At 45.6% G+C, this 25,305-nt stretch carries 23 protein-coding genes; 12 read left to right on the top strand and 11 right to left on the bottom strand.

The genetic code is table 11. The features are described from left to right. Window positions 1–126: 126 nt before the first annotated feature. The 5 genes from hrpA to Q1A08_RS19540 form a co-directional block, all read right to left on the bottom strand. The gene (hrpA, locus tag Q1A08_RS19560) at window positions 127–4,059 is read right to left on the bottom strand and encodes an ATP-dependent RNA helicase HrpA (protein WP_299776078.1); all 3,933 of its coding nucleotides are present in this window, start codon (window positions 4,057–4,059) and stop codon (window positions 127–129) included. Between the two features lie 235 nt (window positions 4,060–4,294). Next, window positions 4,295–6,334, bottom strand: a complete 2,040-nt coding sequence (locus Q1A08_RS19555) for a TonB-dependent receptor (protein ID WP_299776076.1) — start codon at window positions 6,332–6,334, stop codon at window positions 4,295–4,297. A 179-nt stretch (window positions 6,335–6,513) separates the two neighbouring features. Beyond that, a complete protein-coding gene (purT, locus tag Q1A08_RS19550; protein WP_299776074.1) occupies window positions 6,514–7,701 on the bottom strand; it encodes a formate-dependent phosphoribosylglycinamide formyltransferase in 1,188 nt (395 codons plus the stop codon). 48 nt (window positions 7,702–7,749) lie between these two features. Continuing rightward, window positions 7,750–7,953, bottom strand: coding sequence for a DUF1289 domain-containing protein (locus tag Q1A08_RS19545; RefSeq protein ID WP_299776072.1), 204 nt, complete (start codon window positions 7,951–7,953; stop codon window positions 7,750–7,752). After that, a complete protein-coding gene (locus Q1A08_RS19540; RefSeq protein WP_299776070.1) occupies window positions 7,953–8,477 on the bottom strand; it encodes a gamma carbonic anhydrase family protein in 525 nt (174 codons plus the stop codon). Before Q1A08_RS19540 ends, Q1A08_RS19545 begins: the two co-directional genes overlap by 1 nt. A gap of 208 nt (window positions 8,478–8,685) precedes the next feature. On the opposite strand from Q1A08_RS19540, the gene Q1A08_RS19535 reads away from it, so the two are divergent. Further along, window positions 8,686–9,417, top strand: a complete 732-nt coding sequence (locus Q1A08_RS19535) for a PepSY domain-containing protein (protein ID WP_299776068.1) — start codon at window positions 8,686–8,688, stop codon at window positions 9,415–9,417. A gap of 51 nt (window positions 9,418–9,468) precedes the next feature. Here Q1A08_RS19535 and Q1A08_RS19530 read toward each other — a convergent pair whose 3' ends face one another. Then, window positions 9,469–10,071, bottom strand: coding sequence for a CoA pyrophosphatase (locus Q1A08_RS19530; RefSeq protein WP_299776066.1), 603 nt, complete (start codon window positions 10,069–10,071; stop codon window positions 9,469–9,471). A 354-nt stretch (window positions 10,072–10,425) separates the two neighbouring features. Here Q1A08_RS19530 and Q1A08_RS19525 point away from each other — a divergent pair, with 354 nt between their 5' ends. Together Q1A08_RS19525 and Q1A08_RS19520 are read left to right on the top strand one after the other, a co-directional pair. Then, a complete protein-coding gene (locus Q1A08_RS19525; protein ID WP_299776064.1) occupies window positions 10,426–10,773 on the top strand; it encodes a DUF3135 domain-containing protein in 348 nt (115 codons plus the stop codon). A gap of 119 nt (window positions 10,774–10,892) precedes the next feature. Next, window positions 10,893–11,501 (top strand): NUDIX hydrolase, encoded by a 609-nt coding sequence (locus Q1A08_RS19520; RefSeq protein ID WP_299776063.1) that lies wholly within the window; start codon window positions 10,893–10,895, stop codon window positions 11,499–11,501. 76 nt (window positions 11,502–11,577) lie between these two features. On the opposite strand, the gene Q1A08_RS19515 is transcribed toward Q1A08_RS19520, so the two are convergent. After that, window positions 11,578–11,898: a YqfO family protein gene (locus Q1A08_RS19515; RefSeq protein WP_299776061.1), complete on the bottom strand. Its 321-nt coding sequence runs from the start codon at window positions 11,896–11,898 to the stop codon at window positions 11,578–11,580. 100 nt (window positions 11,899–11,998) lie between these two features. Between Q1A08_RS19515 and Q1A08_RS19510 the strand changes: the two genes are divergently transcribed. The 4 genes from Q1A08_RS19510 to Q1A08_RS19495 all read left to right on the top strand — a co-directional run bounded on the left by Q1A08_RS19510 (window position 11,999) and on the right by Q1A08_RS19495 (window position 16,233). After that, window positions 11,999–12,835 (top strand): 6-carboxytetrahydropterin synthase, encoded by an 837-nt coding sequence (locus Q1A08_RS19510; RefSeq protein ID WP_299776059.1) that lies wholly within the window; start codon window positions 11,999–12,001, stop codon window positions 12,833–12,835. Between the two features lie 83 nt (window positions 12,836–12,918). Further along, a complete protein-coding gene (nhaC, locus tag Q1A08_RS19505) occupies window positions 12,919–14,424 on the top strand; it encodes a Na+/H+ antiporter NhaC (RefSeq protein ID WP_299776057.1) in 1,506 nt (501 codons plus the stop codon). Window positions 14,425–14,621: 197 nt separating this feature from the next. After that, window positions 14,622–14,861, top strand: coding sequence for a YdcH family protein (locus Q1A08_RS19500; protein ID WP_299776055.1), 240 nt, complete (start codon window positions 14,622–14,624; stop codon window positions 14,859–14,861). A gap of 265 nt (window positions 14,862–15,126) precedes the next feature. Then, window positions 15,127–16,233 carry a phosphoribosylaminoimidazolesuccinocarboxamide synthase gene (locus tag Q1A08_RS19495; RefSeq protein WP_299776053.1) on the top strand — a complete coding sequence of 369 codons (1,107 nt, stop codon included), beginning with the start codon at window positions 15,127–15,129 and terminating at the stop codon, window positions 16,231–16,233. 100 nt (window positions 16,234–16,333) lie between these two features. Here Q1A08_RS19495 and Q1A08_RS19490 read toward each other — a convergent pair whose 3' ends face one another. Then, a complete protein-coding gene (locus Q1A08_RS19490) occupies window positions 16,334–16,729 on the bottom strand; it encodes a hypothetical protein (RefSeq protein ID WP_299776051.1) in 396 nt (131 codons plus the stop codon). Window positions 16,730–16,952: 223 nt separating this feature from the next. Here Q1A08_RS19490 and Q1A08_RS19485 point away from each other — a divergent pair, with 223 nt between their 5' ends. The 5 genes from Q1A08_RS19485 (at window position 16,953) to Q1A08_RS19470 (ending at window position 21,935) form a co-directional block, all read left to right on the top strand. Next, a complete protein-coding gene (locus tag Q1A08_RS19485; protein ID WP_299776049.1) occupies window positions 16,953–17,336 on the top strand; it encodes a BlaI/MecI/CopY family transcriptional regulator in 384 nt (127 codons plus the stop codon). Between the two features lie 35 nt (window positions 17,337–17,371). Beyond that, the gene (locus Q1A08_RS19480; protein ID WP_299776047.1) at window positions 17,372–18,946 is read left to right on the top strand and encodes a transglycosylase domain-containing protein; all 1,575 of its coding nucleotides are present in this window, start codon (window positions 17,372–17,374) and stop codon (window positions 18,944–18,946) included. Window positions 18,947–19,217: 271 nt separating this feature from the next. Further along, window positions 19,218–19,550 (top strand): GtrA family protein, encoded by a 333-nt coding sequence (locus tag Q1A08_RS21525; protein WP_363323554.1) that lies wholly within the window; start codon window positions 19,218–19,220, stop codon window positions 19,548–19,550. Window positions 19,551–19,728: 178 nt separating this feature from the next. Continuing rightward, window positions 19,729–20,943 (top strand): hypothetical protein, encoded by a 1,215-nt coding sequence (locus Q1A08_RS19475; RefSeq protein ID WP_299776045.1) that lies wholly within the window; start codon window positions 19,729–19,731, stop codon window positions 20,941–20,943. After that, on the top strand, window positions 20,934–21,935 hold the full coding sequence (locus Q1A08_RS19470; RefSeq protein WP_299776043.1) for a glycosyltransferase family 2 protein: 1,002 nt from the start codon (window positions 20,934–20,936) through the stop codon (window positions 21,933–21,935). The genes Q1A08_RS19475 and Q1A08_RS19470 overlap by 10 nt, the downstream gene beginning before the upstream one ends. A 4-nt stretch (window positions 21,936–21,939) precedes the next feature. On the opposite strand, the gene Q1A08_RS19465 is transcribed toward Q1A08_RS19470, so the two are convergent. The 3 genes from Q1A08_RS19465 to Q1A08_RS19455 form a co-directional block, all read right to left on the bottom strand. After that, complete coding sequence (locus tag Q1A08_RS19465; protein WP_299776041.1) at window positions 21,940–23,145, bottom strand: RDD family protein; 1,206 nt, start codon at window positions 23,143–23,145, stop codon at window positions 21,940–21,942. A gap of 36 nt (window positions 23,146–23,181) precedes the next feature. Next, window positions 23,182–23,559 (bottom strand): MmcQ/YjbR family DNA-binding protein, encoded by a 378-nt coding sequence (locus tag Q1A08_RS19460; protein ID WP_299776039.1) that lies wholly within the window; start codon window positions 23,557–23,559, stop codon window positions 23,182–23,184. Between the two features lie 126 nt (window positions 23,560–23,685). Then, the gene (locus Q1A08_RS19455; protein WP_299776037.1) at window positions 23,686–25,245 is read right to left on the bottom strand and encodes an alanine/glycine:cation symporter family protein; all 1,560 of its coding nucleotides are present in this window, start codon (window positions 25,243–25,245) and stop codon (window positions 23,686–23,688) included. Window positions 25,246–25,305: the final 60 nt, after the last annotated feature.

Here is a 25,305-nt window from a genome sequence, read left to right as displayed (position 1 = left end):
TCTATCTATAAAAGTTAAACGCTTACGGGGCTTCCAGAGAATAAAACGACCCCACTAAAACAAAACTGTCACCCAGACCTTCAGGAAGAATAGGCGACAAAAGCGTGGTACAGTGATAAAAACGCTTTATTGAATAATTTCTAGCCACAGTTTATTGAGACGTTTGCTGGAAACAGGGACACGGGTCTTTAAACTTTGTGCAAACAGTGAAATACGCAGTTCTTCTAGTAACCAGCGATATTCTTGCCATTTGGCGTCTTGGCTAAAACTGGCTAGGCCAAGCTTGTTGATTCGCTCAAAGTGTTGCTGCCATAGAGGTTGCAGCTCAGCAATGTGAACACGATCACGCTGCACATTCAAAACCACTTTATCTAATCGAAGACTAATCGCTTTAAGATAACGCAAATAATCAGCAATCCGCTCGGCGCCATTAAGATAGAGACAACCTGGATAAAACAAGTTATTTATCTGCTCGTTAATATCCGCGGTCGCATAGGCCATTGCCAATTGGGATTTGTGCTGTTTAAGGGTTTTCTTAACGTCTACCAGGCCCTTAAGAACACGCTCAAATATTGCCGCAAGCTCATTGGTTTTGGCCGTTAGCGCGGGCTCTGCATGTTCTAACCATCGCTTAAAGTCTTGCTCTTGGCGCGGTAGCTCTGTGGGTAGAAGCTCGGCTAGAGCGCAAAGCAATAAATCATCAATAACCCCATCGCGCGAACCCATATTGGCCACACTCAAGCCGATGTCCTTACCCTGCTTTAAAGTGTTCTTATGCAGATACTTAACCGTTGCAGGCATGCTTTTTAGGGCTAAGCGCAAAATCCCCTGCCGGCTAAGCACCTCGGCCTCAACAGGATTATCTTGTAAGCGCAGTGCAATCTGCTTACCTTCATCCACTAAGGCCGGGTAAGCCCGGATGCTAACACCCGCACGCTTTAGATCGCAGCTCTTGGCTAACTCGCCAAAATTCCACTCTTCAATAGCTTCACGTTCGATACTGCTGCCTGCATCAGCCAAACGCTCTTGAACTTGTCCCTTATAGCGCTCACGCAGCTCTAGCAGATCACGCCCTTCTTCAATTAACTTGCCTCGCTCATCTTCTACTTTAATATTTAAGCGGTAGTAGGCATCTAAAGAGTCAACCCTCCAATCTTCCTTAGGAATATCAACGGCGGTATGCCGCTTAAGCTGCTCGGCCAACACCTCGGTGAGTGGTCGGTTCTGCGCATCCATTCCCATTAAGGCCTTATCCACAAAATTTGGAACCGGCACAAAATGTTTGCGCATAGCCTTCGGTAGTGTTTTCACCAAGGCAATACACTTTTCACGTAGCAAACCTGGCACTAACCAATCCAGACGATGCTCTGGCACAAGATGCAGTGCACCAACAGGTACATGTAAACTGACACCATCATCATTTGCTTTAGGGTCAAAGTGATAGCTCAGTAAAAAGCCTAGTCCTTCCCAGTTCAGCTCATCGGGAAACTGTGCTTCGGTGATACCTTCAGCGGCATGACGCATTAGAGTTTCGCGCTGTAAGAACAAACATTGAGGCTGCTCTTTTTCAATACCTTTACGCCAATGTTCAAAACCCGCCAAATTAACAATCGATTCTGGCAAGTGCTGTTCGTAGAACTCGTAGATGACTTCATCATCTACCAAAAGATCACGCCTACGGCTTTTTGCTTCAAGCTCATGTAGCTCGGCAATTAAGCGTTGATTATGCTGATAGAACTTAGCCTTGCTGCCTTGAACCTTGCGGTTTTGCGGATACTTCCCCTCCACTAAGCCTTCACGAACAAATATTTCACGACTGAGTTTTGGATCTATTTGGCTGTAGTTAACCCGCTGTTTTTCAACCAAAACCAGACCATATAGGCTAACTTTTTCAAAAGCCATAACCTGCCCGCTGCGCCCTGCATAGTGGGGCTCTGAGTGGCTTCGTTTTACTAAGTGCTTGGCGGCTGCTAATACCCATTCCGGCTCAATTTTAGCGACCGTATGGGCAAATAATTGTGAGGTTTCAATTAGCTCTGCAGCAAGCATCCATTTAGGGCGCTTTTTATATTGTCCAGAGCCCGGAAAGATTGTGAAGCGTCGATTACGTGCACCGATATAGGTACGCTCTTCATCGTGAAAACCCACTCGCCCAAGCAATCCACTGATCAATGCGCGATGCACATTTTCATAACTGGCCGCTTGTTCGCCATTGCTCTTGAGCTTTAAATCTTTTACCGCCAAACGCAGCTGGTGATGAATATCTCGCCACTCACGCAAACGCAAATAAGATAAATATTCTTTTTTACATTGCTTGCGCCACTGGTTTTGGGAAAGCTCCTGACGCTGTTCTTCGGCGTATTTCCAGAGATTTACTAAGCTAATAAAGTCCGAATGCTCGTCATTAAAGCGACGGTGCTTTTCGTCCGACTGCTGCTTTTTCTCCGCCGGTCTTTCTCTGGGGTCTTGAATGGAAAGAGCACTGACGATAATCAATACTTCCTCCAAGCAGTCTAAATTCCCTGCAGCTAGCACCATTCGCGCCAAACTCGGATCGACATTAAGTTTGGCAATCTGCTTCCCCATCGGGTTCAGCTTGCCCTTAGTATCGATAGCTTGAAGCTCTTGCAGTAATTTAAAACCATCATTGATTAATCGAGAATCAGGTTTATCAACAAAGGGAAAATGGCGTACATCACCGATACGCATTTGCAACATTTGCAAAATAACAGCGGCTAAATTTGTTCGCAGAATTTCGGCATCGGTAAATTCAGGGCGGGAAAGAAAATCTTCTTCGCTGTATAAGCGTATACAAACCCCTTCACTGACTCGGCCACAGCGACCTTTGCGCTGGTTGGCACTGGCTTGTGAAACCGCTTCAATAGGTAAGCGCTGTACTTTAGTTTTATAACTGTAACGAGACACCCTGGCAGTTCCAGGGTCGATAACATAACGAATGCCCGGTACAGTAATCGAGGTTTCAGCCACATTGGTCGCTAAAACAATGCGACGACCTTTATGGTTTTGAAAAACTTTATTCTGTTCTGCTAAGCTCAGGCGAGCATACAAAGGCAACACTTCAAAATGCGGGATATTGGCTTTTCGAATCGCCAAAGCGGCTTCACGAATTTCTCTCTCACCACTCATAAAGACAAGAATGTCACCACCGCGCTTTCCGCCGCTTCGCTCCATATCTTGAATCTCTTCAATGGAATCGATAATGGCGCGATTCAAATCCAGATCATCGGTATCGCTCTCCCCCATGGGGCGATAGTGCACGTCCACGGGAAAGGTTCGACCAGAAACTTCAATCACTGGTGCATCATTAAAATGTTTACTAAAGCGGTCTACATCGATGGTCGCGGAGGTAATAATAACTTTTAAATCTGGGCGCTTAGGTAGTATAGTTTTTATATAGCCCAGTAGAAAATCAATATTGAGACTACGTTCGTGAGCCTCATCGATAATCAAGGTGTCGTATTTATTTAAAAACCGGTCGTGTTGAATCTCTGCCAGCAAAATACCGTCGGTCATCAATTTGACGTAGGTATCTGGACCTGAGTGATCATTAAAACGAACCTGGTAACCCACCTTTTCACCCAAGGGCGTATTAAGCTCTTCAGCGATACGATTAGCAACGGTTCTTGCGGCTATTCGCCTTGGTTGAGTATGGCCAATTAAACCACCAATTCCACGTCCAAGTTCCAGGCAAATTTTAGGCAGCTGAGTAGTTTTTCCCGAGCCAGTTTCACCCGCTACCACCACCACTTGGTTTTCAGCAATGGCTTTGGCGATATCTTCGCGCTTTTCGGCAATGGGTAGGTTTTCTGGATACCCAATTTCCGGCACTGCCTGTTGGCGCTGCTCTTTTAGCGCGCAGGAATCCGCTACAACCTTCTGCAGTTTTGCTAAGCCCTGATCGATTTCTTTACCGTCTTTCAGGCGAGCTTGAAGATCACGCAGCTGCCGACGCAAACGATGGACATCGCGATCCATAGTGTTGCTTAGCTGTTCAAATAGGAATTGCAGCTCAGGGTTCTGGCTGGGGGACTGACTCATAAGGGAAACTGGCAAAAGCGCGATTATAGCTGGCTTGGAGGGTTTATTGCTAGCCAAGCCCGAATAGTCAAATTGTAAAACGTGCAAGACTGAACGAATATCATAGGTGGGGTAGGGCGTGTAGGGGGCGCAAAAAACAGCGTCCATGCTAGCTCGGCTCCAGTTTTTTGCGTCCCCGGCAAAGCTTCCCTCTCCCATAACAGCCGGTCAGATATCCACCGACTATATTCAGAATTTACCAACTATAAGCCGCACTCAAATACAAACCACGGCTCTGGCCAACAAAATAACGGTAGTCACCAAAAGCGAAATCAGCTCGCTCAGCATAATCTCTATCCGTTAAATTCGTTAAACGAGCGGCTAAACGCCATTCATCTTGCTGCCATGCCATACGAAGGTTTAACAAGGAATGACCACTGTACTTATGCAAATTCTGAGGATCTAAATAGTAGTCGCCCAAATAGAGCCACTCTAACTCCGTACTCAGTTGCGCATTCGGCTGCCAACGTAAACGAGTATTGAATTGAGTATTCGGCGCAGTGTCGATGTCATTGCCCTTAATCTCACCCAAGCTTGGATCAGGGTTATTATCATAAAGATGCTCAGCCCAATTAGCTGCCACCGCTAACTGCCACTGATCAGAGAGCTTTAACTTAGCATCAAGCTCAATACCTTTATGCTTAGTTTTACCCTCATCGATGTAGAAACCATCACCGTCACGGAAAATGAAATCATCTTTGCGCATAGTATAAGCAGCCAGCTGCAAACTAAGCGGTTCCGATAAATAACGCATACCAAGCTCTAAACTCTGCAAAGATTCAGAATCTAGATTTGCCTCGGTCTGACCCTTTTGCAAACGGTACAACTCAGCCGTCTGCGGAGCACGGAAACTGTTTGATAGCCTTACATAAGCGCTAAGCTGCTCAGTAAAGTCCTGCTGCAATGCTAACTGATAACTCACATTGTCAAAATTATCTTCTCGGTCTGAAGGACGAGCATGACGGCAAGTACGCGGTGAGCCGAATAGCAAACATTGGCTACCATCTACTTTCAGGGTTCCATCAGTCGTTAAATTATCGTAATCGTATTCTAGACGTTCATAGCGAACACCAGCATCTAGCAGGGTGTCTTCACTTAACTGCCAACGCCACTGGCTATAGAGTGCCACCAAGTTACTATCGACCTGGTAATCATAGTGAAGGCCTGCAGGAATCGTTGCCCGTAAAAAAGCACTCGGATGATCGGTGTCGTTCTCTTGGAATTCGCGTAATTCCATATCTGCGTATTCTAACTCAGAGCCAAGAGTCCAAATTAAATCACTGCTAATAGTTTGCTGCCATTTTGCCTGTACACCAAAACTCGATTGTTTATTTTCTTCTAAAGCCTGCCCTGGCAAAAAGTGCTGAATAAACTCCATTTCGCTGGAGCGAGCATAAGGTGTAATAGTCAATTCAGCATCATCAGAAACAGCTCGACTCCAAGCGCTACTCAAACGCCAAGAACTGGCATCACGATAGGCCTCAGGATTGGGGTTGCTGCGTTTTAAATCGGAATCTTTAAAACTGTCCTTACCCAAAATAAAGCCAGCAGTTTCCTGATTAAGATTGCTGGCTGAAAACAGCGTTTTAACCGTCCACTGATCACCGGTGTAATCATGGCGCAAGCCTAGCTTTTGCTGATCATAGCCAGAATCGTCTTTATAGCCGCCATCGTGGCTGCCAGAAAAACGCAGCTCAATGGACTGCTCATCGGCCTTATGGCCAATGCGCATTTGTGCTCTAGCGAAATCGTCGGGCCCAGCCTCAAGCTTTAGCTCACCACCGGCCCTTGGCTCTGGAGAAATAACATTGATTACTCCGTGTAGTGCATTACCACCGTAATAAACGGTACCCGGCCCCTTAATTACCTCAATGGCCGCGGCCTGCTCGGTATTTAACTCAAATAACTGGTTTACATTACAAAAACCACTTGGACGAGAGGCAACGCCATCTTCTGCAATAAAGAACTCACCACAACTGCCGGCACCCGTTAACACAGGAGAGCGTAAAGACGTTAATTGCTCCTGCCCATTACCACGGCTAATCCAAGCTCCAGGCACGCGAGCCAATGCTTCATTAAGATGAACAGCATCAATACCCTGCAGCTCTTGTTGACCAAGTTGGCTGACGCTAAGCGGAAGATCAGAGAGCAGACGCGGCGTTTTCTCCGCACTCACAATAACTTGTTCAATGTCATCGTTACTGGCATTTGATTGCAGAGCAATGGAAAATGCCAAAGTAGAGACCATAAAACTTATAGGTGATTTTAACTTTCGAAATTTAGGCTGGGAAGAAAGTACAGTATTCATTAGTGACCGATTATTGTGCTTACAAATTGATTATTATGTTGGCAGGATTATTTGTAAGGCCCTGCCAACATGCAAGCCACAATAGCAATCAGGCGTCTTTAGTCAAATTATAACTGCACATGTACCGCTCGGCTAACGCGTAAGGCTTTTTCAACCGCCAAATCGCTCTCCTTATCGCGCGCTAAAGCCACCCCCATGCGGCGCTGCCCGACAACTTCAGGCTTTCCGAATAAGCGAAAGTCCGTACCAGGCTCCGCCAAAGCTTGGGGCAAGTTATGAAAACGACAATCCTGAGAGTTGCCTTCTACTAAAAGAACCGCCGAAGCCGAAGGTCCATAAAACTCAATTTCAGGAATAGGCAAACCTAAAATGGCTCTAGCATGAAGAGCAAACTCGGATAGATTTTGTGAAATCAAAGTGACCATGCCGGTATCGTGAGGACGCGGAGAGACCTCACTGAAGTACACATCATCACCTTTAATAAACAGTTCCACACCAAACAAGCCCCAACCACCGAGAGCATCGGTAATGCTGGCAGCAACCTGCTTAGATTTTGCAAGCGCAGTCTCTGACATTTGTTGAGGCTGCCAAGATTCGCGGTAATCGCCATCTTCCTGGCGATGGCCAATAGGCTGACAAAAACTGGTGCCACCTTTGTGGCGAATGGTTAGCAAAGTGATTTCATAATCGAAGTCGACAAAACCTTCAACAATCACTCGCCCTGCTCCAGCGCGGCCACCTTCTTGAGCGTATTCCCAAGCCGATAAAATATCTGCTTCGCTTTTAACAACACTCTGCCCCTTACCCGAAGAACTCATAATCGGTTTGATTACACATGGCATGCCCACTTCAGCAACAGCATCTTGATACGCTTCTAAAGTGTCGGCAAAACAAAACTTAGAGGTGGGCAAAGATAAGGTTTCTGCAGCTAAACGACGAATACCTTCACGGTTCATGGTGAGCTGCGCAGCTTTGGCAGTAGGCACTACCGTAAAACCTTCTTGCTCTAGCTCCACTAAGGTATCGGTGGCAATGGCCTCAATTTCAGGAACGATATAATCAGGATTTTCTAACTCGATAACACGGCGTAGTTCTTCACCATCTAACATTGAAAAGTAATGACTACGATCAGCAACTTGCATGGCTGGTGCATTGGGGTAACGATCACAGGCAATAACTTCGCAGCCTAGACGCTGTAATTCAATCGCCACTTCTTTACCGAGCTCACCGCTGCCACACAAAAGAACCTTAGTGGCAGCGCTTGAAAATGGTGTGCCAAATACCGTTGTGCTCATATAGACCCCATGCTCCGTTTGTTATGCGTTTTTAAAAATACGTATTTCTTACAAAAAAGGATTCAGTTTTTTAGCGCGCTCTTGCATTGCTTCAAAAACAGCACGCTTTTCAGTGTTGTTGTAACGACCCCAACGGCTAATTTCTTCACCACTGCGATAACAACCGACGCAGATGTCGTCGTCATTTAATACACAGATGGAAACACAAGGTGAGGGCAATGGCGTTTCCGTTTCACTGATAATATTAACCATCAGTCAATTGGCTCCAGCTGCTCGTTAAAACGCTCCAAATTATCAACATAGACTTGGGCGTTGAGCTTTAAAAATTCAGCGGTTGCATCATCTATTTGCTTAACCACTTTAGCAGGTGAACCCAGAACCATAGAGTTATCAGGAATGACGGTGCCTTCAGTCACCAAAGCATTAGCGCCAATGATGCAGTTCTTACCGATAACGACGCGATTAAGAACCACAGCACCAATGCCGATCAAACTGTTATCACCCACCTCGCAGCCGTGCAGCATTACATTGTGACCAACAATGACGCCTTTACCTAAAGTTAGCTTTACGCCTGGATCGGTATGCAAAACAGCGCCGTCCTGTACATTGGAGTTTTCGCCAATGGTGATCGTGTCATTATCGCCACGCAGTACAGCGTTAAACCATATGCTGCTGTTATTTTCTAAAATTACATCGCCAATCACATCAGCGCTGTCGGCTATAAAGTGTTTTTCACCACGCAATTCGGGGGCTTTATCACCCAATCGGTATTTCATAACTCGCCTTCTCACCTACTTATATTTCAGGGTAATCACGTACGGCATTATGAAGCTTTAGAGGGGCAAGCACCACCAAATGGCAGCCTGCACAAGAAATAATCACTATTCATCATTGCAATTTTTGGTATGGCGCTGCGTCCTTTCGCCACAGTTATGGCAACAACAAACTGTGTTTAAATAGTCAAAACAATAAAAAGGAGAAGCCATGGGACAGAAAACCCTGCAAAGCTTTATGCGACGCTGGCACCGACGACTAGCCATAGTGATCGGCCTACAGTTTTTTGCTTGGACATTAGGGGGCGCCTACTTTGCTTGGTTTCATATTGATAATGTCCGCGGCCAATACGATGTGAAACCTAAGCCTGAAGCTAAAGCTCTCGATACCGAAAGCTTGTTGGCGATTACTGAGCTTAAGCAAAAAGTCGATTTAGCCGCTATTCATAGCGTTGAACTCATCCAGTGGCGCGGGCGCTGGGTATACTGGTTCAAGCATGACAGCCATCAGAGCCGCCTAGTTGAAGCCAGCACAGGGCAATTGCTTAGCCCAATCAGCAGCGCTACCGCAGAGGCCATCGCTAAAGACGACTTTGCACATAACAGCCCTATTCTCAGTACTGTGCTATTGCAGCAACACAACTCGGAATACAAAGGCCCCTTACCAGCCTTCCAAATAAGCTTTGATCACCCCAAGCAAAGCAAACTCTATGTGCACGCCAACAGTGGTCGCGTTACCGCCAGAAGAAATTGGATATGGCGGGGTTTCGATTTCCTTTGGATGCTGCATATTATGGATTTTGAAGAGCGCGAAGACTTTAACAACTGGCTGTTAAAGCTTATGTCGATATTGGGCTTAGTAACCTTAGCTTCAGGCTATGGGTTGTGGTTCTTAACTTCACAGAGGTTTAGGCGCTTTCGAATGAAGCTGCTTGGCCCATAAAGGAATAGATGTCTGATGTCTATAGATAATAGATGCCTATAGAAAGAAAGCTCAGGCGAAGACTTTGACGGGTGCTTGGCTTTGCTCACCTAGGCCAGCGTCCAACGTGTGGTTGAGAAAGTTCGCCAGTATGCCCGCGGTAAAGCCCCATATCTCGTAACCGTCGTAATGCCAAACGGGCGCCCAAAAGCGTCCCATAGAGCCATCAAAGATATCGGTGCGGCTGCGGTTAGCATCATCTAAGAAGAAGCTTACCGGTACATTGAATATCGCATCTAACTCATCAAAATTAGGCGTTAGCGGCTGATCCTTGGGAACTACACCCACAAATGGTGTGACATGAATACCGAAACGGGTTTTGGCGGAGGGTAAACTAGCCAGCACTTCGACCTGCTCTGGGGGCAACCCGATCTCTTCATGGCTCTCCCGTAGGGCGGTTTCCATCAAACTGTTATCGGTTTCATCCCATTTACCGCCGGGAAAGGCTACCTGACCGGAGTGACTATTGAGGTGCTCTGCGCGTCGGGTAAGGACAATTTCTGGCTCAACTGGATCGTCAGTGAGCGCCAACAAGACTGCCGCTTGTCGGTTAGTTGTCCCTGTTTCTTGGCTAATTGGGCTTTCTTCAAGGCCAGACCGCAGGCGCTTAAGCATAGTGTCCTCATCAGTAAAAAGATGCCTAAGAGTATAAACCCATTTCCCTGAATATGCTCTAAATCCGCGCCATTTCTGGCCTCAAGCTAGACGTTTAATAATCAACCACATGTCGGTTAAAGGGAATTTTCCCTTACGCCTTAGTTCAAAATGACAGAAAATCAAATAAGAAAGACATATTTTTATAAAAAGAAGATATAGGCGCCAGGCTATCCAGCCGAAAACGAGCTTGCTAACATGCAGCCAGCGTCAAAAAAACAACAATATTCAAAACACCCAAGACCATTGGTTTGCAAGCGCAGTATTTTTGACGGGGAAAGGTAGTCTGCAAACGCTTTTACAGGAGTTAGCTTTATGAGTAGTCAAACTAACACATCGAGCACGGAGCTCAGCTTCGACGAACTGAAAGATTTAGCAGTAAACGACCCAGCCGCTTTTGAGGCTTATCGTAGCAGTCAGATTGAAGCCGCCATCACTAGTGCTCCTAGTCATATGCAGCGTCGCTTGCGAGGTATCCAATTCCAAGTTGATGCCCAGCGCCAACTACACAATAATCCTATGGGCTCATGCGTTAAGGTTTATGAGATGATGCAAAAATCTCTTGGCGAACTTAGCCAAATCTTAAATGAGCAAACCGGTAAGACCGAAATCAGTCCAGCTCCAATGGCTGAGAATGCAAAGGTTTTAAGCTTTCCGGGTTAATGCATTTGGGTGGCTATGCCACCCACAATTCCTTCACGACCAACTTTCGCCCATTTCAACCCTAAACTTGCCTCACCACTTCGGTATAATTCACTGATTGTCGAAGAAGAGATTGAGTTATGAACCATTGCAGCCACTGCGGCGAAAAAGTGACCTTGATTATCCCACCTGGGGATGACCGCGAACGCCACGTGTGCAACGGCTGCGACACCATTCATTACAGCAACCCTCGCATTATTGCAGGCTGCCTGCCCATTCACGAAGACAAAGTACTGCTGTGCCGCCGGGCTATTGAGCCGCGCTACGACAAGTGGACCTTACCCGCCGGCTTTATGGAAAACGGCGAAACTACCGAAGAAGGCGCTTTGCGCGAAGCTTGGGAAGAAGCCAGAGCTAAAATAGCGGTAGACAGCCTATACACCATGTTCAGCCTGCCCCAGATAAACCAGGTTCACCTGTTTTATCGAGGGCAGTTAAGTTCACTTGATTTTGAGCCAGGCCCGGAGTCATTAGAAGTTCGCTTGTTTAGTGAAGATGAGATTCCCTGGGATGATTTAGCGTTTATGGTTGTCGGCAAAACCCTTAAGTATTACTTCAATGATCGCCAAAGCGGGCAATACCCTGTGCGCAGCGAAGATCTTGTGCACCCCAAAGGGCGAGACTGGAAGCCGCCCAAGCCAGCGCGCTATACCCTAGGTAATACTGGCCCAGTAAACCCAGATGCCTAAGCCTTCAAGCTAAGAGCTGGTAACAACGCCAATTGGATTCCTGGAAATAAACTACGGAAATAAGCTGGACAGCCAACTAAAAGTCCAGCAGCTCAATCACATCATAAGCCGGCTCTTCATAAGGATGGGCAGTCTTTAAGGCGGTTATGGCCGCCTTAATGCATTCAGCGCTGCACAACACTTCTACTTTGTACTCCTCCACCTGGCTTAGCTCGCCAGATCGACCGATGTAAGGAGAGGCCTTTTCATTCGGGCGAAACTGCCCTTGCCCTAAAGTTTGCCAACAGCAATGCTCATAATCCCCCTGCTGCCCAGCACCCGCTGTAAAAACAGCCGTTTTAACCGCATTCAAGTGATCACGAGGGACAAAAAAGCTGAGTTTATAATTGTGACGCATAATAGATTCCATCAAAAATGCTGAACTTGGCTTGGACAATAGCCCAGCTGCAAGGGCTGTTATATCATAGGCGGCCTTTTGATCGAGCTATTTACCCCCTATGTTGTTATTTGTCGATGAACTGACCAATGTTGATTTCAGTTACCTGCACCCAAACCGTGGCTTACTGGGTGAAACATGGCTGGCCAGCACCGAACTGGATGGCGCCCTTGATGAACAGGGCATGGTCTGCGACTTCGGCATTGTGAAAAAAACACTGCGTAACTGGCTGGATGAAATACTGGATCACTGCCTATTAGTACCAAGACACAGCCCAAACTTAAGCCTATTAGAAGAGGGTGAGTACATCAGTTTGCGCTGGCGCTTTGGAGATAAAGAACTCAGCTGTCGCTCTCCTGCACAGGCGATTACCCTAATTGACGCCGAAGAAATCAACGCAAGCAGCGTGGCCAAGTGGAGTATTGAACAGCTTCGCTCCCTTCTTCCGGATACTATTGAACGCCTGAGCCTAGAATTCGAGCCTGAACAGCTGGGCGATAACGCTTTTTACCACTACAGCCATGGCTTAAAAAAGCATGCCGGCAACTGCCAACGCATTGCTCACGGCCATCGTTCTCGCATCCAAATTTGGCGCGACGGCGAGCGCGACAAAGCTCTAGAGACTCAATGGTCTGAGCGCTGGCGTGATATTTATCTAGGCAGTGACTTTGATGTCAGCGAGCGTAGCGATACACAGCTCAGCTTTGCCTATCAAAGCGCCCAGGGTAACTTTGATATCAGCTTGCCAGCGGCTTGCTGCGAGCTACTTCCTACCGACACCACAGTAGAATGGATTGCTTGCTATATCGCTGAGCAGCTAAAAAAGGCAGCGCCTAACAGTCAATTCAAAGTACGCGCCTTTGAGGGCATCGGTAAGGGTGCCGTCTATCAAATATAGCTTTGCCGAAAGAACCTTGGCAAGCACAGCCCTAGATCAGCTAATGGTTAGGGCCAAACAATAAAAACAATGAGTAAACAAGAATGAGCGAAATCAGCGAAACCAAAGAAGAGAGCCCAGCAATTATTAGCGAGGGTAAGGGTGAGGATAGCCGAACCCCCAGCCTCTTTGATGCCATTATCCCTGCCTTGGTATTGATGGCCTTACTGTCTGCCTCGGTATATTTTTATGGTGATAGCTCCTCTAGTGGCGCCAACCAGATCGCTTTAATTCTTACCGCTGCGGTCGCTGCCGCCATCGGTATTAAAAACGGTTATAGCTGGGATGAAATCGAAGACGGCATCAAATCTGGTATTGTTATCGCCCTAAAAGCCATCATGATTTTATTTTCGGTGGGCAGTCTTATTGGCGCTTGGATTATGTCAGGCACTGTGCCATCGATGATTTATTATGCGGTACAGCTGCTCGACCCTGCTTGGTTTTACCCTGCGGCCTGCTTGATCTGCGCAATTGTAGCTCTATGTATTGGCAGCTCTTGGACAGTTGCAGGCACCATCGGTATTGGCTTTATTGGCGCTGCCACAGTGCTAGATCTCTCCCTAGCGGCAACCGCCGGCGCGGTTATTTCTGGCGCTTATTTTGGCGATAAAATGTCGCCACTATCTGACACTACTAACCTAGCAGCCGCCGCGGCCAACACCGATCTATTCACTCATATCCGCCACATGCTGTGGACCACTACGCCAAGCTTTATTATTGCGCTTATTCTATTTACTTGGGTTGGCAGCCAACACACTAGCGGCGGCGAGCTGGATACCCTAAATAGCACCATGCAAGCCTTGGAAGGTCAGTTCACTATTGGCTTGTATTTGCTGCTGCCATTGGCCGTTGTTTTTGCATTGGCCTACAAGCAGTTTCCGGTGATACCAAGCATCTGGGCCGGTATCATGCTGGGCTTGGTGTTTGCGGTAATCTTTCAAGCTGATAGCGTCATTGCGATGGGCGCCAGCGAGAACTTAGGTGATGCTCTGCAGATGCTTAAAGGCAGCTGGACGGTATTATTTGACGGCTATAAATCCACTACTGGCGATAGCAATATCGACGATCTGCTTAGCCGTGGCGGTATGAGCTCCATGCTCAATACCGTTTGGTTGATTATCTGTGCGATGATCTTTTCCGCCATTATGGAAAAGACCGGCATTCTAGCGCGCTTGGTAAATAGCCTGATTAACCTAGCCTCAAATACGGGTAGCCTTATTTTCACTACCGTCTGTACAGGTATTGGTGTGAACCTTGTTTCTTCAGATCAATATATTGCCGTTGTGATTCCTGGCCGCATGTACCAGCTTGAGTTTGAAAAGCGTGGCTTGGCGCCGCAAAACCTGTCTCGAGCCATCGAGGACAGTGCCACTATCACTTCACCTTTGATCCCTTGGAACACTTGCGGTGTATTTATGGCGGGCACCTTAGGCGTTGCCACATTTGCCTATCTACCCTTTTGCTTCTTTAATTTGTTAAGCCCGGTGATAACCACAATCTATGGCTTCACTAATTTCAAAATTACTCCGCTAGAGCAAGCTCAGGCATAAGCAAACCCTTATTCCTGAAGCAATCTGAAAGCCGCTTTTTAGCGGCTTTTTTGTTTTCTAAGCGCCATTAATCGGCCTCTAACAATCCGTGTTTTTATCCGCATATATTGTTGACCCACATCAACACCTCAATAGCTAGCAGGCCGATAATAAAGCCAAACAAAAGGTTCTTCTTTCAAACTAGCTGAGGAAATATCATGAATATTGAGAAGCACGATTTAGTTCACGAACTACCAGAATACCGCGATCAAATTCACGATCTAAAAATGAATGACCGCCACTTTGCCAAACTGTTTAAGGAGTACCACGATCTTGATCACAATGTGCGTGGCCTAGAGCAAAACGACTCTCCAACCAGTGACGAGCATATGGAAGAGCTTAAGCTTAAGCGTTTGCACCTGAAGGACGAAATGTTCGCCATGTTGCAAAAGGCCTGATTTCCCCTAGGGGCTTTATGCCCCTCTTCGGCCAAGCCTTGCTTGGCCGTACCCTCATCTCCAAAGCCATCAGCTCTTCATATCCCATAGCTACTGGTGATAAACGCCGAAAAGTCCTGAAAATCTGGCAACTGCGGCGAGTTCTGGTAGAATCCCCTTTCTAGAAAACCCGCCCAATGCCTTTGGCGCTTCTAGATCGCTTGCCAACTGACGCAAGCAGCAAAAAGTAACCTTTGAACAGCTAAGCAATGCACAGGACAAACCCATGAGTCTTGCCGATAAAGTATTGGCCGTAAATAACGACCTACCTATCCGTACCGATGCCCCTGTACACAGCGGTAAAGTTCGCTCTGTATACTGGCTAACCGAAGCCGACAGCCGTCGCCTTATCGAAGAAAAGGGCTACGATGTAGCACCTGATTCCCCGTTGGCCATTATGGTAATCAGTGACCGTATTTCGGCTTTCGAATGTGTATGGCATGGCGAAGGTGGAATGAATGGCGTACCCGGTAAAGGTGCAGCCTTAAACGCCATTTCTAATCATTGGTTTAAGCTGTTTAAAGAGCAGGGTTTGGCAGATAGCCACATCCTAGATATTCCACACCCATTTGTGTGGATCGTACAAAAAGCTAAGCCTGTCATGATCGAGGCGATTTGCCGTCAATACATTACTGGCTCAATGTGGCGCAGCTACGCCAAGGGCGAGCGCGAATTCTGCGGTATTCAGATCGCCGACGAGTTACAGAAAGACAGCAAGCTTCCAGAGCTGCTAATTACTCCTTCTACCAAAGGTATCCTTACAGGTATTCCAGGTGTACCTGAGCAAGACGATGTAAACATTACTCGCCAGGACATCGACAATAACGTAGAAGCTTTCAACTTCAAGAGCAAAGACGATATCGATCTATACGAGAAGTTATTGCGTGAAGGATTTGATGTTATCTCGGCTGAGCTTGAAAAACTGGATCAAATCTTTGTTGATACCAAGTTTGAGTTTGGTTACGTGACCGGTAAAGATGGTCAGGAAAAACTGATCTATATGGACGAAGTAGGTACTCCAGATTCTTCGCGCATCTGGGACGGCCCATCTTATCGCGACGGAAAAGTTGTGGAGAATTCAAAAGAAGAATTCCGTCAGTTATTGCTGAACCACTTCCCTGATCCAGACATTCTTTTAAATAAAGAGCGTATGGATGAGCGTAACGCCCTAGCCCGTGACAATGCATTGCCAGAAGCTATTTTAATGCAGGTTTCTGAAACCTATCGCGGTATTGCAGAAAAGATCACTGGCGAAAAAATCGAGCTTTCTGCCAATCCAAAATCAGAAATCATCGATATCCTTAGTGACGAGTACGGCTTAATTGACGCCTAATTAAGTCGCTAAAGCCTGGTGCCGGAAGCGATGCTAGGCTTATTTACGCCTTCACTAACTCCCCTCGTCCAACCCATGTCATAGCGCGACTAAAATCATTCTACTCAATAGCGCTGGGGTGCAAATGCACATCCACCGGTTCGCTCACAGCCAAAAATCCACTATAGATACTATCCCACCCCATCACCGCGCTGATTAAGGCAACTGTAAAAGCCGCGAATGCAATCCTCAGAGCAATTCCCGAAGCATCTTGCAACTGCATTTCGCGAACAGGGTGGCGAGTTAAGGCTCCAAACATCGAGCAGGCTAACATAACAGCCAAGCCCAATACCGTAGCGCCACCAAACAAAGCTGTTAGCCCACCCAGCTGCACAAAACGTCCATTTTCCACTCCGCTAAGCGTAGGCAAAATAAGCTCAGCAGCCAGCATTGCATAGCCACCATAGGCAGCCAGAACCAAAGCAAAGATCAGTAAAACAATTCTTAATAGCAACATAGAGCAAGTACACAAACACGCTGATTTACAGCTATTACTGAGGGCGAGGCCCTATATTTCAAGAGGTGAGAGAAAATACGACAAAAATAGTAATAAATTATTGATATACGACAAGTGTCGTATTAAGCTATTTCAAGTACGACAAACATCGTAGGTTGGTGTCTTTGCCGTAATGATGACAAATGTGAGAACAATAGCTGTATTAGCCTTGAGATCATTGAGTATGAACGACGAAATAAAAGTAACTGAGCTTGAGCTGAGAATATTGCAATGCATCTGGCAAAACGGTGAGGCGGCAACGGTCAATACCATTATCGAGCTTTGGCCTGAATCGGATGTGCCTGGTTATACCACCGTCTTAAAGACCCTACAAAAAATGGAAGTCAAGAGATTGGTTGGCCACCAAAAACAAGGCAAGCAGCATGCTTATTTTGCAAAGATATTATCCGAACAAGTCACCAAAGGACGCCTAAGTACCATCATCACCCGCTTATTCTCCGGCAATAAGCTCTCCTTTGCGGAGTACTTTTTACAGGAAAATGAATTCAGTGCCGAAGAGCTGGACGAGCTAAAGGCGATGATTAAAGAAAAAGAAGCGCAAAAATAAAGTGTCAACGTGACGATGCAATTTTGAGGCCTACGATGATGTTTGAAATAAGTTTCTTTTTACAGCAACTGTTTTTGTATTTTCTACTTACCCAGTTATTTATAGCCCCTTTGCTGTGTTCAGTATTATTCATCAATCCAAGTCGATTGCCGTTAGATTGGAACATTAAGATTCAAAAGAGCATTCTTCTTTTGATGATTCTGCCACCCCTGTTTATCGCCGTATTTTTAAATAATGCAATCAAAGCTAATCCTGTAATAATTGAAGCTAAGTCTTTTAGTACGCATGCTTCAACTGAAGGATTATCTAAAGAATTTAAGGGTGAAATCGAAAGCAAGGAAGATTTAAATTTTAATGGAGACTACGCAGGGTTAAGCTTAGGGCTATCCGACACAATCCACATACTAAGTAGCCTAATAATATTTGCTGGTACCATAGGCTTTTTACTGTTTACCGTAAAGTTGCTTGTAACTTTTTACAGTTTGGGTCAGCTCAGGAAATCTCGGCGAGACTGCAAAAATCTAGGCAATATAAGAGTTTATCACTGTAACAACTTAAAACAGCCGTTTTCCTCTAGACTAAGTAATGCCGAAATCTTTCTTCCGGCACTACTGCGAAAAGACAGCGAAGAATATCGATTGATTCTAGAGCATGAACTCAATCACCTGCGTTGCAACCACCATCAGTGGTCACTCTCCGAGAAATTACTTCAGCATTTATTTTGGTTAAACCCATTACTTTGGGCTTTTTGCCGCCACGGAGAACTTATAAGAGAGCTGCAGTGCGACCAACTAACGGTAGCCAATAGCAGCCCCATAACCTACAGCAAGCTGCTAATCAGCAGCGCTGAGCGAGTACAAAGCCAAACAACGGGCTTTGCAACACAAGCCTGGCTAAGTCAAAAAACGCTCAAACGGAGACTTCATATGCTTATCAAGCCAGCAACACTCAAGCGTAAACTTATTGCTATCCCCACTCTAAGCTTTATCGTCAGCCTTGCTTTGCTCACCCATTTCAACCAACAAAGTCAAGACGAATACCTAGAGCAATTAGCTTTGCAGGACATTCAACAGAGTTATCAGAATATCCTTAGAACACGCCCCTCAGTAGATATCGAACAGGTTCCCGCCACATTAACTCGGGCATTATTGCAGCACGAGGATCAAGGATTTTACAATCATCAAGGCATTAGCCTAAAATCGGTGGCCCGGGCCACTCTAAGTAATATTGGCGCTAGGCTCAGTGGCAAGAATCAATTTGTCGCAGGTGGTTCTACTATTACCCAACAACTGGCCAAATCTTTTTTAAATGAAAAACGATCACTAAAACGAAAATTCAAAGAAGCCAAGCTGGCCCGTATTATTGAAGCCAATTTCAGTAAAGAAGATATACTGGAAATGTACCTAAATCGCGTTTATTTTGGTAATGGAGCATGGGGCCTGGCAAGCGCTGCTAGATTCTACTATAAAAAACCCTATCAAGAGCTTCGTTTAGCGGAATCTGCTATGCTTGTGCCGTTCTTAGAGGCACCGAAAAGATTCAATATGGTAGCCAATCCCCAATTAGCCAGTGCACGCCAACTGCGGCTCCTCAATAGAATCGAAAACTAATCTTTTAAATCCCTTTGCCTGCTGGCATCCCACAGGCAAAGAATTCAAATAGGCGAAGGCTCATAGTCCATGCCAAGCTCAAACCACTCATCACTATCAATGAACCATATGGGAGAAAAATAAACCAGAAGGAGTAACAGATCATATCCATGATTGTCATTTTTATGTATCATCCCGCCACTATCTTTTATCCGGCAAGCAAGCTAAAAAGGAATTTCTCTTGGCAAGCCTCCCTTTACTGAACTCAACACAATTTCGCTATGTCCTATCTATGGGACTGATTTGGGTTTTAGACAATTTAACTTTTCTAATTACTGCCATTTTTCTAAGCACCCCGGTCTCATTACTAATTGCGAGAATCACCGGAGCCCTTGGCGGTTACTTTATCCACAAAAAAGTCAGCTTTAAGGACACGGAAAAGAACACAATTGGAACTTGGATAAAATATGTACTTGTATGGATATTTGCATATAGCGTAGTCCTCATTGGAATTGAATACTTTTCCACCATATCAGACCTCCATATCGTCATTATTAAACTGGCATTTGAGTGTTTAGTTATTCCAACTAACTACCTATTACTAAAGCACTATGTATACAAGTAGAGAAAAAACTGTCCACTTACTTAACATAGTCATACCAGGAATTATCGTCGTTTCCTTTCTTGGCTATTACTACAGCTTCCTTCTAGAAACATGGTGGATGTTCGATGACTCCCAACACGTAAAAAAGGTAGCCCTAGACGGCCTAAGAGTATTCACAACACCAGCCGAGGAGCTGGGTATGATACCGGCCAATTTTACCCCCTGGCTTCTATTTAATTATTGGATAGACTATAAAATAGGTGGCCTCGACCCAACCACAGCACATATACATCAAGTAATATCTGTTACCATCTGTGGCCTAGCTATATACTGGGTATTGAGCCATTGGATGTCGACCTGGCTTGCAGCAAGCTTTAGTCTGTTTTTTCTAAGTACGCCAGTTAGCTATACAATAATACAAATTCTCTGCACTAGGCATTATATCGAAGGTTTACTGTATTCTTGCCTAAGTGTTGTGCTTCTTAAGAACTTCATTGAAAAAGGAGGTTATTGGAAGCTTATTTTTTCAGCCATTGCGTATTTTGTTGCCTGCTTAAATAAAGAAGTTTATGTTCCTTTGTTTGGATTCTTCACCGCATACCTGACCTTTATTGCAATAAACAACCGAAGCTGGAGTGCGATTCGACACTTACTCCCCTATATAGTCATTGTTTTAATCTACATCCCTTATCGAGCCTACGCACTAGGTTGGGACAGACTTATAAGCGGCTATGGTCCGAAAATAGAGCATCAAGGTATTACAGATGTCGTAAATTTTTTTACACGTATCATCAACTTCAATCACTTTAAGGGCTTAATGTATAGTTATGTCCTTTTACTTTTTGTCAGCCTGGCAGTGGTATTTAAAGCAAACAAACTAAAAACACTGGGTATATTCATGGTCGGAGCGAGCTTTGCTGTTGGCGTTTTAGTTCCAGCCTACCCTGTAATGCCAACGGCAAGAGTAAACTATAACTATACCTTCGTAGCTGTTTTCGTAATGCTACTATTACCAGTGCTTTGGGCTAACATTCTTTGTCGCTCCAAAAAGCTAAACTTAGGCATTAACCTGCTGCTGATCATCGCATTTTCCTTTAGCACCTACAAGAATCTAAGCGTTTACAATCCACAGTCTCCACTAGCTAAGGCAAACCTCCACAGAGATATATTTAAACGCACAAAAGTAGAAGGTGAGGCGTTTCTATTTGCAGAAAGATCATTCAGCATTCTAAAGCCTGCTGGCGCAAAATGGCATCACGCAGGTTTGTACGATATAAGGGAAAGAGTTTTACAATCAGAAACCGGCCCAAAAGCCTGCTATAAGATATGTGACTGCCCGAAAAGTAAGGCAATTTTTGCTTATAGCGATGGAGAATTGACTAAAGTAGAAACAGGGAAAGAAACATGCAATTAAAGGGTTCCCCCCATACTGTAGATTTTATAGTGCCAGTATACAATGAGGCGATGAATATCCACCTTTTCGAGGAAAAGCTATCTTCAGTGATGAATGCCGAGCTCCCCAAAGTTGATTATAAAATAATATTCATAAACGATGGCTCGTCTGATGATAGCTGGAATAGAATCGAGGGGCTATCAGAGAAATTGCCCAATATCATTGGAATAAACTTCGCGAGAAACTTTGGTAAAGAGGCGGCAATTGAATCAGGCTTAACACAAAGCCAAAGTGACGCGGCCATCGTAATCGATGCTGACCTTCAACACCCAATTGACCTGGTTCCCAGCATGATCTCCGCCTGGATAAATGAGGGATATAAGATTGTCTCAGCCGTTAAAAGTGAACGACAATCCGAAAGCTATGTAATGAGAACATTTGCTAGCGCCTACTACCATTTGTTTACCAAAATTTGTGGTTTTAATATCCAGAAAGCAAGCGACTTCAAGCTACTAGATAAAGAAATTATCACGAAGTATCTGTCCATGCCGGAACAAGAACGGTTTTTCCGGGGCCTTATAGCTTGGATGGGGTACCCAGAGAAGAAACTTGACTTCAGACCACTTGAGCGCGCCGAAGGGGAAAGCTCCTGGTCTATTTTCCAGCTGTTCAGCTACGCCAAGAATAGCCTTCTAGCTTTTAGCTATGCTCCACTTAAACTCATTGGGGTATTTAGCTACCTAATGCTGCTAATATCTTTTATCTTAGTTTTCCACTCGCTATACACTTGGGCTACAGGTAACGCCCATGAAGGTTTCACCACTGTAATTATTTTGCAACTATTCACTACCAGTATTATTATGGTAGGGCTACACGCCATTAGCAGTTATATTGCCAAAATCTACGACGAGCTTAAAGGACGGCCTAGATTTTTAGTACAACAAGCAGTTGGCCTAGATGATCAAACAAAAAAAGCAGGGGATCTAGTTTACGATCAGGCAGGAAACATGTAATGCGCTAAGTTATTGATTCATGTAAAAAGTCATAACGACTTTTTCTCAAGTCAACAACCAAAGTTTCCGAGATTTTATCTTGAATGGCCTGACGATTCGGGTCCCAATAAATTTGTATAAAGCCCATTAAGCCGGTGGCCAAGCCGGCACCATAACCGCCGTAACGACCAAAGCTTTCCCACAAGCTCATCTTTTCACCATTAAGCTTGATCACCTTAATGCCGATCAAGTATTTACCCACGGTTTGACCGGTAAACCAGGCACTCATTACCGTAAAGTAGAAGGCGGCCCAACCAAAGCCTAGGCCCAAATCAGCCAAGAGGGCATTAATATAGGCGACAATACTGTATTTATTTTTAGGCTCTGCTTGGCTCGCTCCAGTGTCTTCATGCTGCCCATCATTTTCTTCTTCCGCGCTTTCAGTAGCCGCTTGAGCCGCGCTACTTAACTCTTCTTTTTCAGTGCTGTCTTGGGCAGCTGTAGAATCACTTTCAGTAATTTTCGCCGTCTCTTGGATATCGCTCGGCACAGCTGCTATTAGTTGAAGATAAGCTTTAGGAAACTTAGAACGAATTTCGGCAATGGCCTCGGCCGACAACTCAGATTCTTCAAAAGCCGCCGCCATGATATCTTCTGCAACACCTTTGGGAGCTTTTATGTCGACTAGCTGCTGTGCCATGCCATTAAAAGTGCTCTGCCAACATGCAGCGGCAGGCTCACAAGGCTTGTCGATCAGACTTTCTTTTTTCTCTGCTATTAAACGATTCTGCTGAAAAGCGGTAATGGCATAGGCGGCACCTTGGGCCAGGGATGCATCCTCTGTAGGAGAGCTTTCATCCCCAACGCTCCAGTTTAAGCTTTGCTCTTCTTCCAGCAAGCCACTTTGCGCATAGTAGAATGCCAAAAGCCCGAACAATATAAGACTCGCAAATACACGTAAGCAGACTTTTAACACCGGTTTTTCATCGGCCAATGCAAATTGGCGGCTAATCTGCCAAAAAACGATAGCAATCAAAATAGCCAACAATGTGCTACTTAACTCCGCCAATAGCACAATAACAAAAAGATCAATCAATATAGCCAGCACTCTTTTTAGTGGCGATGCTAGAGCCACTCCGTAAAGATTGGGAGATACACTAAAAGCAAAAGGTGTTATAAATTTCTTAGGATCTTTTTTGCTTTGGTTAGCTGCTAATGCTTGTTCATCCACAGGCCTTGAGCCCCTATATTTGTTATATTGATTCGTCTAGTTGATGATACCCAGCTCTCGCTGCTTCTTTTTACTCAAGGCAGCGGCGATCATCTTATAAGATTCTAAAATGTAATAGCGCAATGCTTCGTCTTCAGAACTATCTACCCCAATTTTTTGAATCCATTTCATGCCTCTTGAGGCGAGGTACGGAGCAGGCCGATAACCCTCTTTATTTTCTAAAAAAAGATAGTTGTTTTCAGAGGTTTTGAAAGTAAAGCCTACCTCTTTATCTGCTTGGCCTTTTACTTTTGTCCAGCCACCAATGGCGAACACTTTACCGCCAACCTTCCACACATCCGCCCCACCCCACTGTACAACATGCTCTGTGGCCGTTTGAGAAGCACAAAAAGTATTAAATTCTTCATTGGTCATACTGCCTCCATAGCCTTTAGTGCCAGATTAGAATGGCAGTTTATCGCTTCAGATAAACACTTTGCATTCGAATTATTCAAACAAAAACGGCCACAAGAAGTGGCCGTTTGCTAGTCTTTACTGAGTTTAAGACTCAGAGTTTTTCTGTTCCCAAAGATCAGCATGTTTAATATCTAATGCCTTAGGGTCAAAGCGGTATTCACTGACACCTTCTTTGCGCTGCGCCTCATAGTCACGCAAGGCCTTTATCGCTGGCTTAGCGATAAAGAAGATAATTAAGATACCCACGATATTCAGCCAAGCCATCAAGCCCACACCAATATCACCAAGGCCCCAGGCCAGAGTCGCCGCTTTCACGCTGCCGTAGAATACGGCAAACATCATAATCACTTTTAAGATAAAGAAAGCACCTGGAATCTTAATGCTACGCAGCACATAAGAAACATTGGTTTCAGCGATATAGTAGTAAGCCAAGATAGTGGTAAAGGCGAAGAAGAATAAGGCTACCGCCACAAAGGGTTCACCGACACCTGGGAATACTGATTCGATTGCATGCTGGGTGAATGCCGGGCTGTTGGCATCAACAGTCGCTGCCAAGTTTTGCACCAAGAAGCCACCTTCACCATGAACATTGTAGGCGCCGCTGATCAAAATCATAAATGCCGTTGCGGAACATACAAACAAGGTATCAATATATACCGAGAACGCCTGCACCAAACCTTGCTGAGCTGGATGCTGCACTTCCGCCGCCGCTGCCGCATGAGGACCAGTACCTTGACCGGCTTCATTGGAGTAAACACCACGCTTAACACCCCAACCGATGGCCGCACCAATACCTGCCATTGGTGTGAATGCATCCCCAATAATCAAAGCAAATACCGCTGGAACTTGATCGATATTTAGAACCAAAACCACACAGGCGATAATGATGTAAGACAGCGCCATAAATGGCACGACAAATTCAGCGAACTTAGCAATACGCTTTAAGCCACCGAAAATAATAAAGCCTAAAATCATCACAACGACTGCACCGGTAATAACCTTAGTTGAGCTGATAGTGCCCAAAGCGGTATCCAACATGGTGCCACTGCCAAAGGCCAAATCTACTGCATTACCAATCGCGTTGGACTGCACCGTTGGCAGCAATATGCCGCAAGCCAGAATCGTCGCGATAGCAAACAAAATGCCGTACCATTTTTGACCCGTCGCTTTTTCGATATAAAAAGCCGGGCCACCACGATACTGACCTTCATGCTCTTCTTTATAAATTTGCGCTAGAGTAGATTCCACATAAGCAGTAGAAGCCCCTAAAAAAGCCACTACCCACATCCAGAAAACTGCACCGGGGCCACCAAAGCCGATAGCCGCTGCAACACCAGCAATGTTACCGGTACCGACACGACCAGATAACGATACGGCCAAAGCCTGAAACGAGGACACCCCCTTCTCTGAAGCACCCCCTGAAAACAGCAGGCGAATCATTTCCTTAAATAAACGCAGCTGTACAAAGCGGGTCATGATGCTGAAAAACAGCCCAGCCGCTAAGCAGGTATAGATAAGCGCAGGGCTCCAAACCACACTGTTAATAGCGTCTACAATGGTCTGCAAGGAGGTGCCGGCATCCGCTGAAGCCGCCTGTGCTGCTTCAACCGCCTCTGCGGCAAGAGTATCTGGGGTCTCTGACATGAGAAAACCTTTCTTATGATTTTAGGAGAGTGTCTGGGGTATAAGCCGGGCTCAAACCCC

The organism is uncultured Pseudoteredinibacter sp. (assembly GCF_947500695.1).
GTDB lineage: Bacteria > Pseudomonadota > Gammaproteobacteria > Pseudomonadales > Cellvibrionaceae > Pseudoteredinibacter.
The sequence above is the reverse complement of the archived record's forward strand: the minus strand, read 5'-3'. Positions and strand labels throughout refer to the sequence as shown.